This window comes from Pseudomonas sp. NFX5 (genome assembly GCF_049132125.1).
GTDB lineage: Bacteria > Pseudomonadota > Gammaproteobacteria > Pseudomonadales > Pseudomonadaceae > Aquipseudomonas > Aquipseudomonas marginalis.
On sequence record NZ_JAFMZG010000016.1, the window covers coordinates 124,694 to 135,255 of the forward strand.

A 10,562-nucleotide genomic window follows, 5' to 3' on the forward strand; every position below is an offset into this window, starting at 1 on the left:
AGCATGAGTAACTTACAGCGCTTAATGAAATGGTTGTTGGCGGCGGTCTTGTTGGCACCGACGCTGGTCATGGCCCACGGTGCGGTGGACACGCCCGTCGCACGACAGGTCTATTGCAGGGCACTCCCGGATTTCTGGTCAGGCAGCCCCAGTGATGCAGGGTGCGCGGCCCTGTCTAAAGTGAGTAAGCAGTATCCAGGCCAGCAATGGAATGAAGTGGCCCATTTGATCAGGCAACCGGGTTACAACGACCCTGAAATCGTCAAACGAGAAGTGCCCGATGGCAAACTTTGTTCGGCGGCTGACAGCAAGAAAGATGGCCTGAACATTGTGTCGGACCAGTGGCATCGCACCGACGTTACGCCCACCAATGGCATGATGGATGTGCGCATCATCGGCACTGCGCCACACGTGCCCAGTTTCGCAAAGGTCTTTCTCACAAACCCGGGCTTTGACCCGACCAGGTCGCCGCTGACCTGGAATGACCTGACACTCATCCACACTCAGCCGTTCCAGATCGCGCAAACCGACTGGGGCAATGATCCACCCATCATTGCGGGGGCCACGGGGTACTTCAAGTTCGCTGTACCTATCCCATCGGGGCAAACGGGCAAAGCCACGCTGTTCGTGCAGTGGCAGCGTATCGATCCAGCGGGTGAAGGGTTCTATAACTGCAGTGACATCAACATCGTCGGTGCCGGAATCCCGGAGCAGTGGGTCGATATCGGCCAATTCATCGATCAGGTCATGGAGACCCTCAAACCGGGTGACTCAGTCCACTTCCGCATCCTCGACAACACACCGGCGGCCAGGGAAGTGGTGGACATTACCCTGCCCATTACCGCGAGCAACCTCGACCCGAACATATGGGGCCAGCAATTGGCGAATCAGATCAACCCAAGCATTGCCAAGGTAGGAGAGAAAAAAACCGGCAATATTGTATTCAATACCAGCGATGCCAGCGCCAACTCGGTTTACACATTGGCGAAGGGTTACAGCCGTGCAATGGCGATCATCCCTGGCAGCGAAACCCCGACAAACCCTACGGCGCCTGTCGCGAAAATAACCGGGCCCACCACCATGCAATCCGGCCGGCCGTTTACCTTCAGCGCCAGTCAGTCCGTGGGGCACAACGGTCCATTGCTCTACAGCTGGACTGTTATCGGAATGAACCGGCCCTACAACCAGATGACTGTAAGCGGTGTGGCGGTTAACGTTCCTCAGCCGACGCAGCACGAGGTGCGATTGCTGGTACGGGACGAGCAGAATGGCAAGACCGGCCTGGCGCGGCAGACCTTTACCGTGACCCCTTCCAGTGGCGGCGGGGACTATCCGGCCTACAAAGAAGGCACTGCGTACAACGCCGGCGACATCGTGACCAATAACGGCAAAAACTATAAATGCAAACCTCACCCCTACACCCCATGGTGTGCAGGCGCCGCATGGGCGTATGCCCCCGGCACGGGCACAGCGTGGGACCAGGCCTGGGACGAAGTTCGATGACCCGCTCGAACGCATATTCAGTTACTGGATAAACATAAGAGCCAAACGTTATAGGGCGCCTCACGGCGCCTTATATCGAGCAACGCTACAGTTGAAGATGTACTTGAATTGAAAAGGTTCTAACGCAGTCCTACCGGCGGTGCCCGCTTCACAGCGGGCCGGGAGAGTTATACACAACCGCCGTACCTTGGCACTCCCAACAGGGTATTTCCATGCGTATTCACTCATTTATCCACAGCCCCCAGCGTGCCTTCACCTTGCTGGAACTGCTGGTCGTCCTGCTGATCATCGCCCTGCTCGCCGGCTACGTCGGCCCGAAGATGTTCGACCGCCTGGAACTGGCCAAGGTACAAACCGCCCAGGGCCAGATGAAAGCCCTTGCCGATGCCTTGAACCAGTACCGCCTGGACAACGGCAACTACCCCGACGAAACCCTCGGCCTCGACGCCCTCACCACCCGGCCCGCCACCGCCAGCCATTGGCAGGGCCCCTATGTGAAGACGCTGCCGCCAGACCCTTGGGGCAACCCGTATCTCTACAAGAACCCCGGCACACCGCCCAACGATGCGGAGATCATCTGCCTGGGTCGTGACGGCAAGGCCGGCGGGGTGAATACCTACGCCGACATTGTGTACGGCCTGTGACATGCACACGCTGCGGCGGGTCCTGATACTGCTGTGCCTCACGGGTACCGCACAGGCCAACTGCTGGCAACTGGCAGCCAGCCGCTACCACGTCGACCCGCTGTTGCTGTACGCCATCGCCAAGGTCGAATCCGGCCTCAACCCCAGCGCACGCAACCTCAACAGCGATGGCAGCCAGGATATCGGCCTGATGCAAATCAACAGCCGCCACTTGCCCGCACTGGCCCGGTTCGGTATCACCGAGCAGCACCTGACCACCCAGCCCTGCACCAGCGTCATGGTGGGCGCGTGGATTCTTGCCGGGTTTATCCGCGAGCAGGGTTATGGCTGGCAGGCCGTGGGCGCCTATAACGCCGGGGCCAAGCCGGACCGGGAAGCACGGCGCTCACGCTACGCCCTGGCGGTGTGGCGTTACTACGCGGTGTTGTTGCAACAGCGCCAACAACGGGCGGGGCAAATGCCATGACCGACTTTGACGTGCGCATCATCCGTGACGGCCATGTGCAGACCCTGCGCCTGCAAGCCGTTGACGTCGCCCAGGCGCGCCAGCAACTGCAGGCCGACGGCGCCCAGGTCATCTCGCTGAAAGCCCGCCGCCCACTCAAACTCCCCAGCCGCCGCAGTACGTTCGCCCTCGGCCTGTTTATCCAGGAGCTGGTAGTCCTGCTCGATGCCGGCCTGGTGCTGGTGGAAGCCGTGGAGACCCTGCGCGACAAGGCGCCCGCCGGCATCAACCGGCAGGTCATGAGCGAGCTGCTCGCCTCGATGTATGAGGGCAACTCGCTGTCCAGGGCGATGCTGCTCAAGCCGCAGACCTTCCCGCCGCTGTTGATTGCCACGGTGGCGTCCTCGGAACACAGCGGCCAATTGGCCGTGGCCCTGCGCCGTTACCATCATTTTGAAGCCCACCTGGCAACCGTGAAGAAGCGCGTCAGCGGCGCCCTGATGTACCCCTTGGTGGTACTCAGCGTCGGCGCGTTGATCCTGCTGTTCCTGCTGTTCTTCGTGATCCCGCGCTTTGCCTCGGTGTTCGACGCCGTGGCCGACCTGCCGGCCACGGCACGCTTTATGGTGTGGTGGGGCGCACTGGTAGACGCGCACGGCATGGAGTTGTTGCTTGGCCTGGTGCTGGCGATTGCCGCGCTGGTGCTGTTGTTGCGCAGCGCCGGCTTCAAGCGCCGCATCGCCCAGCTGTTCTGGAAGATCCCCAGCCTGGGCGCCCAGCGCACGCTGTTTATCCTCGCGCGCTTTTATCGCACCGCCGGCATGTTGCTGATGGGCGGCATGCCGGTGGTTACTGCGGTGGAGCTGTCCGGTGCGCTGCTGCCCGTGGAACACCAGGCGGACCTGCGCCAGGCCATGACCGACATCCAGGCCGGCCAGCCACTGTCCACTGCCCTCGCCCGCCATCGATTGACCACCGCCGTCGCCGAACGCCTGCTACGCGTGGGTGAACAAAGCGGCGAGCTGGCGGCGATGTGCGAGCGCATCGCGCAGTTCCACGATGAAGCGCTGGAGCGTGCCATCGAGCTGTTCAGCAAAGTCTTCGAGCCCTTGTTGATGCTGGTGGTGGGCGGGCTGATCGGCCTGATCGTATTCATGTTGTACATGCCGATTTTCGAACTGGCGGGCTCCATCCAGGGGTAGTGCGATGAGCGAACAGACACGGCAATGGCAGGCCCTTGCAGAGCAACGCGGGCTGAGCTTGTCCAATTACCTGCTGGAGGTGCTGGAGAAGGCGCCCGACCAATTAAGCACGATCGCCCAGCCCCTGGGCCTGCTTGCCATCCCCCCGGAAAACCTCAGTGAACACTGGCGCTTCGACCTGCTGGCACTGCCCCAGGCGCTGATCCATAACGTGCTGCCGGTGGATAACCACGGCCAGCCGTGCCTGGTACTGGGAGACCCTTTCACCCTGGCCAGCCGGCACTGGCTGCAATCCTCGAAAACCTTGCGTCAACTGCCCCTGGCCATGAGCCTGCCCGGCGCGGTCAAGGCCCAGTTGAGCCTGGCCGAAGCCAGCCAACGGGTGATGCAACCTTTCGGTGAGGACGACGAGCATGCCCGCGTCGGCCAGGCCGCCCAGGAAATTTCCCTGAGCAGCATCGCCCGCGACGACAACCCGGTGGTGCGCCTGGTCAACTCCATGCTGTTCGATGCCCTGCAAAGCCGCGCCAGCGATGTCCATGTGGAAACCACGCCCCAGGGCTTGGTGATCAAGTACCGCATCGACGGCGTGTTGCAGCAGATGGGCCAGGCCAGCGGCATGGACATGGCCGAGCAGGCACTGTCGCGGATCAAGGTGTTGTCGGAGCTGGATATCGGCGAGCGGCGGGTGCCCCAGGACGGGCGTTTCAAGATGAAAATCCAGGGTCGCGAAGTGGACTTTCGCGTGTCGATCATGCCCAGCATCCACGGTGAGGATGCGGTGCTGCGGATTCTCGACAAGTCCCAGCGCGGCGAGTCCCTGAGCCTGGAAACCCTGGGGTTGAACGCCGAGACCATCGCGCGCATCCGTGTGTTGGCCGGCGAACCCTATGGCATGTTGCTGGTGACCGGCCCCACCGGCAGCGGCAAATCCACCACGCTGTATGCCGCCCTGTCGGAGACCAATACCGGCGAGAAAAAGATCATCACCATCGAAGACCCGGTGGAATACGAACTGCCCGGGGTCCTGCAAATCCCGGTGAACGACAAGAAGGGCCTGACCTTTGCCCGTGGCCTGCGCTCGATCCTGCGCCACGACCCGGACACCATCCTGGTGGGGGAAATACGCGACGGTGAAACGGCCGGCATTGCGGTGCAGGCAGCGTTGACCGGGCACCTGGTGCTGTCGTCGGTGCACGCCAACAGCGCGTTCAGTGTGCTGGAGCGCTTCACCTACATGGACGTGGACCCGGCCAGCTTTGTCGAAGCCCTTAACGGCGTGGTCGCCCAGCGCCTGGTGCGGCGCATCTGCCCGGACTGCGGCACGGATGCCGCCCCCGACCCCGAGATCACCCAGCTCGCCCAACTCGCCGAGGCTCAACTCCAACAGGGTCACTACCGCGTGGGCAAAGGCTGCGAGGCCTGCCGTCACACCGGCTATCGCGGCCGACTCGCCCTGGCCGAAGTGCTGACACTGACCGACAGCATCAAGGAGGGCCTGCTCAACCGCAGTTCGGCCTCCACCCTGCGCGAACTGGCCCGTGAAGCCGGCCACGTGTTTATCCGCGACATCGCCCTGGCCCACGCCGCCCACGGCGACACCACGCTCAAGGAGATCCACCGTGTCATTTCCCTTTATTGAGCATGTGGTGTGGCTGCACAGCGACGGCGCCGAATGGGCTGCACGGCCGCGCTGGCGCGGTGCAGCAGTATGGCGTGCGCAACAGGCTGGCGAACCATTGGCCGCCTGTGCCGAACGGCTGGAACAGGCGCCGCGCGGCCGCATCGGGTTTCTGGACCGGGCCACGGTGCTGCTGGGCTTCCCCCATGTGCACTACCTGATGCTGGCGTGGCAAACCGGTTTGTACAGCCAGGCCGACTGGCAAGGCTTGGCCGAAGTGACCTTCAACCAACAGGCAGGCATCGACCCCGGACAGTGGCAAGTGCAAGTCGCCAACAGCACCTTTGGAGATGAACGCCTGGCGGTCGCGACGCCACGGAATTTGCTGCAAGACCTGCGGGAGTTGTTCAAGCAACAGCACCTGCCGCTGGTGACATGCACGCCATTGTTGACGGCCGTGGCCCAACGGTATTGGCAGCAATTGCCTGACGATTGCGTGCTGGCGGTACCTGAGGCGCGAGGTCTCAGTTGCCTTTACCGGCAACGGGGTGTGGCTCAACAAGTCTGCGTGCTGCAAACCCCACCCGGCAGCCACTTGAGCGACAACCTGTTCACCGCCGACCTGCTGGCGCAACGGCACGCGGCGGCCACATGGGTCGTCGCCAATCACCCCACTGAACATTGGCTGGGGCCACTGCATCCCTGGCTGGGGGAGCCGCTGGCATGATCGCTCAGCTGAAATCACAACTCGCCGGTGCCTGGCGACAGCGGCAGGCGCCGGGCGTCGACTTCCTGCACCCTAACGCCGTCTATCGGCCGCTGGTGAGTGGGTTGTGGCTGGTCGCCGCCGGGCTTGTCTTCGTCACCTGGCAACACTGGCAGCGCATGGAGCATCAGCAACAACAGACCGACGCACTGGAGCAGCGCTTTATCGAATTGACACGTCGCCAGGAGCAATTGATCCAGGCCGCCATTCGCTTGTCACCCCAGCAGAAACAACAACTGGCCGCCTTTTCCCGACAGCAGGACACGCCCTTCGCGCTGATGGACGCCGTGGCCCGGGCCTGGTCCGCGGAAGTCGCGCTGACGCGCGTGGAGGTCGACACCCAGGCCCGGCTGATTCACTTGGAGTTGGAAGCCAAGGTGCTGGGCGATGCCTTTCGCTTTGTCGAACGGCTCAAGGCCCAGCCAGGGGTGCACGTGAACCTGCAACAAAGCGCACGCAAGGCCAATGACCCGCAACACCCGGTGCAGGTCAAACTTGCGGTTGGTGCAGGGTAGTCGCCCATGGACGCACTGACCCGCCACCTCCCGCGCGTGCGCTGGCACTTGATGCAATGGCAACAGCGCCTGGGATTTTGGGGGCTGCTGGCGCTGGGGCTGATGGCGGCAACGTTGCTGATCGAAGTCACAGTGATTCATCCGGCAGGCATTGCCGACAGCCTGCGGCGCCAGGAACTGGAGGCCGGTATCGCCGAGCAGCCCCAGGATGTGCAGGTGACCGAACCGGCCGTGGTCGAACGCCTGCCCAGTGCACAGGACTTCGCCCCACGCCTGGAAAAGCTGCTGGACGTCCTCACCCGGCGCGGCTTTATCATCGAACAGACCACCCTGGCCTACTCCGCGCCTAGCGACACCGGGCTGCAACGGCTGGACGTGGACATTCCACTCGTCGGCCCCTACGCCTTGCTGCGCGATGCCCTGGTCGACGTCGCCAACGAGCCGGCCGTGCGCATCGAACGCCTGGCCCTGGAGCGCAAGGAAATCACCAGCGGCATGTTGAACATCAGCCTCAAGGTGAGTGTGCTGGGGGTGGTGGAATGACGCTGCCGCTGTATCTGCGCGTGCTGTTGTTGCTGACCTTGATCGGCTGCGGCTGGCTGTTCTGGCAGGACACTGCGGACAACCCCGCACCCTCGCCGGTGCCAGTGATCGCCCGCCCTGTACAGGTGCCCTCGGCACCGGTTGCCGCACCGGCACCGGCGGTGGCCGAAGCCATCGACCTGTTTCCCGCCCAGACCTGGACACCTGCACCGCCGCCCATACCGGTCGACACCTCAGCGCCCAAGCCACCGCCCCTGCCTTTCACCGTGAGCGCGCAATGGCGCTACGAGAACCAGGCGAAAATCGTCGTGCTCAGCGGCAATGGCAGCCAGTACACCCTGTGCAACCGTTGCTCGGTACCCGGGCGCATCGTGCCCGGCAAGATGCTCGACGCGCACTACCGGCTGGACAAACTCACCGACACCGCCGTGGTGCTGACCTACATGCCCCTCAAGCATGTCAGCACCTTGCGGCTGGACACTCACTGACCGGCGCAGGACACGATCATGGCCATACGCACGTGGATACCCTTGAGCCTGGCCGTGGCCCTGCTCAGCGCCTGCCAGACCCAACGGGCGATCAAGGAGAGCGACGAGTTGCGCCAGAAGGGCGACATCATCCGTTCGGTCGAAGTGCTGCAAGCCGAAGCCAGACAGGCCCCCGACGATGTGCAACTGCGCACCGCCAACTTCAGCAAGCTGGAATTGCTGGTGGCCCAATACAGCCGCGAAGCCAGCACCGCGCTGATGCGTGGCGACGATGCCGCTGCCATCCGCGCCCTGGAAACCATCCTCAAATACGACCCCAGCAACCTCGGCGCGCGCCAGGAAATCCAGAGCATCCAGGCGATGAAACAACTGCGCCCGCAACTGGCCCAGGCCTACGAAATGAAGCGTTCCAACCCGGTGGAAGCCCTCAACCTGGTGCGCCGGATCATCGCGCAAAAGCCCAACTACCGAGAGGCCCTGGACTTTCGCAATGCCCTGACCCGTGAACTGGTGAGCGCCGATTACCTCAGCGCCGACCTCTCCGAGGCCATGCGCAAACCCCTGAGCCTGGAGTTCAGCGCCCAAAGCCTGACCACGATTTTCGAGACCATTGCGCGCCTGTCGGGGGTCAACTTCGTCATCGACAAGGACGTCAATCCCAGTGCCTCGGCGAGCATGACCGCGAGCCGAACCACCGCCGAAGACGCGCTGAACCTGCTGCTGACCACCCAGGGGCTGGACAAGAAGGTCCTCAACGCCAACACCATCCTGGTTTACCCCCGCCGCCCGGACAAGGAACGGGAATACCGCGAGTTGGCCGTGCGCACCTTCTACCTCAGCCATGGCGACCCCAAGGTCATCGCCGCCGAGATCAAACAGGTGCTCAAGCCCAAGGAGGTGCTGGTGGACGAACGCCTGAACGCGGTGATCGTGCGCGATGGACTGGACACCCTGAGCGCGGTGGAAAAACTGGTGGAAGCCATTGATATCGCACAATCGGAAGTGACCATCGACATCCAGGTGCTGGAGGTCAGCCTGACCGACGAGTTGAACCTGGGCATCCAGTACCCGGAGAGCATCGGCCTGTCCGTGGGCAACCTGGCCAACGTGCCTGCCGGGCTGGCAGGCATCCCGCTCAGCGCATTGCGCGGGATCAATGGCGACAACATCCTGCTCGACGCGGGCAGTACCTCGGCGCGCATCAATATGCTGCAACGCAGCGGCAACACCGTGACCCTGGCCAACCCCAGGGTGCGGGTGCGCAACCGCGAAGAAGCCCAGGTAAACATCGGCGACAAGATCCCCGTGGTGACCACCACCACCGCCAACCAGATCACCACCTCGTCGGTGTCCTACCAGGACGTCGGGCTGCAGATCACGGTCAAGCCGAATATCAGCCTGAGCGATGAGGTGAACCTGGAGCTGAACGTGGAAATGAGCCATATCACCAAGCGTATTCCCGGCTCGGAAAACGTACCGGCCACCTTCGAACTCGGCTCACGGGCCACCAAGACCCTGCTGACCGCGCGCAACAATGAAACCCAGATCGTCTCGGGGCTGATCCGCACGGCGGACGTCGACGAGGGCTCGGGTTTGCCGTGGTTGAGCCAGATCCCGTGGATCGGCAAAAAGCTGTTCGGCACCAACCAGAATACCCAGCAGAAGACTGAGATCATTCTGCTGCTGACCCCGAGGATCGAACGCAACCTGGACCTGCCGATTGCCCAGATCAGTACCTTCCACAGCGGCACCGAGGCGCGCAGTTCGACCCAGGGCATGATCCTGCGCGACACCACCGACAAAATGATCCTCAAGCCGATTGGCGGCGACCCCACGCCGGCGCTGCCACCGCCGATGCAACAGCCGGATGCCACCTGGCAACCCCTGCCGCCACCGCTGCCGGATCTGGTGCCCAAGCCTGCGCCCGAACCTGCGCACCAATGAAGATCCAATGTGGGAGGGGGCTTGCCCCCGATTGCAATGTGTCAGTCTCAGTATCTTTAACTGAAGCACCGCTATCGGGGGCAAGCCCCCTCCCACATTTGTTTTGCAGTGTTGGTGGGTTAGCGCACGACGCCTTCTTCTATGAGCAACTTGAGGATTGCCTGGGCACCTTCCTCGGCGCTCACACCCTTGAGCACCTGCCCACCGCCACCACTGGCCTTGGCGGTGGCGGCTTTCATGCGGTCGGCGCCGCTCTTGGCCTTGATCACCTTGAGGCGCTTGGGCCGGGGTTTGGCCGGTTGCAGCACGGCGCCTGTGAATAGCGCGTCCTGCTCGACTTCCACTTCGTGGGCCGCCAATTCACCGCGCTGTGCCGGGCCGTAGGCACTCTGCCGAGGCTTGGGCGCGGCGTTGTCCACCGTCGCCAGGAATGGCAGGCGCACCTTCAAGCGCCTGCGCTGCCCACGGGGCAAGGCTTGCAGCACATGGGCTACGCCGCCGTCGATGGACTCCACCTCGGCCAGCCCGACAATCAGCGGCCAGCCCAATTGCTCCGCCAACAGGAACGGCAACATGCCCGAGCCTTCACCGGTTTCGGCCTGGCTGCCGGCAAGCACCACCTGGGCACCGGCGTGGCGCAGGTACTCGCCGAGCACCGGCAACGCATCGCTGCCCTCCGGTTGTTCCAGCACGTGCAACTGTGGCAGGCCCATGCCCAGGTAGCTGCGCAAGGTCGGTTCGGCGATATTGCCGGCGTGCAGCACCTGCAACTTATCCCCAGCCATCTGCAGACCCAGTTCGACGGCGCGCGCATCCTGTTCGGCGCGGCGTGGCCGGCCGGAGGTGGGGTGGGCGCCGATGGACACCAGGCTGATTACATTCGTGGTCATG

At 63.2% G+C, this 10,562-nt stretch carries 11 protein-coding genes; 10 read left to right on the forward strand and 1 reads right to left on the reverse strand.

Going from position 1 to position 10,562, the window contains the following annotated elements:
* Positions 1–3: 3 nt before the first annotated feature.
* From J1N02_RS10915 to J1N02_RS10960, 10 genes are all read left to right on the forward strand, one after another.
* Positions 4–1,503 (forward strand): lytic polysaccharide monooxygenase, encoded by a 1,500-nt coding sequence (locus tag J1N02_RS10915; protein ID WP_414887620.1) that lies wholly within the window; start codon positions 4–6, stop codon positions 1,501–1,503.
* 212 nt (positions 1,504–1,715) lie between these two features.
* The gene (gene gspG / locus J1N02_RS10920; RefSeq protein ID WP_253492384.1) at positions 1,716–2,147 is read left to right on the forward strand and encodes a type II secretion system major pseudopilin GspG; all 432 of its coding nucleotides are present in this window, start codon (positions 1,716–1,718) and stop codon (positions 2,145–2,147) included.
* A 1-nt stretch (position 2,148) separates the two neighbouring features.
* Positions 2,149–2,613 (forward strand): transglycosylase SLT domain-containing protein, encoded by a 465-nt coding sequence (locus J1N02_RS10925; RefSeq protein WP_414887621.1) that lies wholly within the window; start codon positions 2,149–2,151, stop codon positions 2,611–2,613.
* On the forward strand, positions 2,610–3,794 hold the full coding sequence (locus J1N02_RS10930; protein ID WP_098480806.1) for a type II secretion system F family protein: 1,185 nt from the start codon (positions 2,610–2,612) through the stop codon (positions 3,792–3,794). The genes J1N02_RS10925 and J1N02_RS10930 overlap by 4 nt, the downstream gene beginning before the upstream one ends.
* A 4-nt stretch (positions 3,795–3,798) precedes the next feature.
* Complete coding sequence (locus J1N02_RS10935) at positions 3,799–5,436, forward strand: GspE/PulE family protein (protein WP_414887622.1); 1,638 nt, start codon at positions 3,799–3,801, stop codon at positions 5,434–5,436.
* Positions 5,417–6,142 carry a hypothetical protein gene (locus J1N02_RS10940; protein WP_421147351.1) on the forward strand — a complete coding sequence of 242 codons (726 nt, stop codon included), beginning with the start codon at positions 5,417–5,419 and terminating at the stop codon, positions 6,140–6,142. Before J1N02_RS10935 ends, J1N02_RS10940 begins: the two co-directional genes overlap by 20 nt.
* A complete protein-coding gene (locus J1N02_RS10945) occupies positions 6,139–6,696 on the forward strand; it encodes a hypothetical protein (protein WP_166655291.1) in 558 nt (185 codons plus the stop codon). Before J1N02_RS10940 ends, J1N02_RS10945 begins: the two co-directional genes overlap by 4 nt.
* 6 nt (positions 6,697–6,702) lie before the next feature.
* The gene (locus J1N02_RS10950) at positions 6,703–7,239 is read left to right on the forward strand and encodes a hypothetical protein (protein WP_414887623.1); all 537 of its coding nucleotides are present in this window, start codon (positions 6,703–6,705) and stop codon (positions 7,237–7,239) included.
* Complete coding sequence (locus J1N02_RS10955) at positions 7,236–7,727, forward strand: hypothetical protein (RefSeq protein WP_065947488.1); 492 nt, start codon at positions 7,236–7,238, stop codon at positions 7,725–7,727. Before J1N02_RS10950 ends, J1N02_RS10955 begins: the two co-directional genes overlap by 4 nt.
* 18 nt (positions 7,728–7,745) lie before the next feature.
* Complete coding sequence (locus J1N02_RS10960) at positions 7,746–9,671, forward strand: secretin N-terminal domain-containing protein (RefSeq protein WP_098480803.1); 1,926 nt, start codon at positions 7,746–7,748, stop codon at positions 9,669–9,671.
* A 119-nt stretch (positions 9,672–9,790) separates the two neighbouring features.
* Here the strand turns inward: J1N02_RS10960 and J1N02_RS10965 are convergent, their stop codons facing one another.
* Positions 9,791–10,561: an electron transfer flavoprotein subunit beta gene (locus J1N02_RS10965; RefSeq protein ID WP_092490308.1), complete on the reverse strand. Its 771-nt coding sequence runs from the start codon at positions 10,559–10,561 to the stop codon at positions 9,791–9,793.
* Between the last annotated feature and the right edge of the window lies 1 nt (position 10,562).

What these genes read in the sequence shown, in the direction of transcription:
- J1N02_RS10915 (WP_414887620.1), top strand. Translation starts at nt 4, where the DNA reads ATGAGTAACTTACAGCGCTTAATGAAATGGTTGTTGGCGGCGGTCTTG.
- gspG (WP_253492384.1), top strand. Translation starts at nt 1,716, where the DNA reads ATGCGTATTCACTCATTTATCCACAGCCCCCAGCGTGCCTTCACCTTG.
- J1N02_RS10925 (WP_414887621.1), top strand. Translation starts at nt 2,149, where the DNA reads ATGCACACGCTGCGGCGGGTCCTGATACTGCTGTGCCTCACGGGTACC.
- J1N02_RS10930 (WP_098480806.1), top strand. Translation starts at nt 2,610, where the DNA reads ATGACCGACTTTGACGTGCGCATCATCCGTGACGGCCATGTGCAGACC.
- J1N02_RS10935 (WP_414887622.1), top strand. Translation starts at nt 3,799, where the DNA reads ATGAGCGAACAGACACGGCAATGGCAGGCCCTTGCAGAGCAACGCGGG.
- J1N02_RS10945 (WP_166655291.1), top strand. Translation starts at nt 6,139, where the DNA reads ATGATCGCTCAGCTGAAATCACAACTCGCCGGTGCCTGGCGACAGCGG.
- J1N02_RS10950 (WP_414887623.1), top strand. Translation starts at nt 6,703, where the DNA reads ATGGACGCACTGACCCGCCACCTCCCGCGCGTGCGCTGGCACTTGATG.
- J1N02_RS10955 (WP_065947488.1), top strand. Translation starts at nt 7,236, where the DNA reads ATGACGCTGCCGCTGTATCTGCGCGTGCTGTTGTTGCTGACCTTGATC.
- J1N02_RS10960 (WP_098480803.1), top strand. Translation starts at nt 7,746, where the DNA reads ATGGCCATACGCACGTGGATACCCTTGAGCCTGGCCGTGGCCCTGCTC.
- J1N02_RS10965 (WP_092490308.1), bottom strand. Translation starts at nt 10,561, where the DNA reads ATGACCACGAATGTAATCAGCCTGGTGTCCATCGGCGCCCACCCCACC.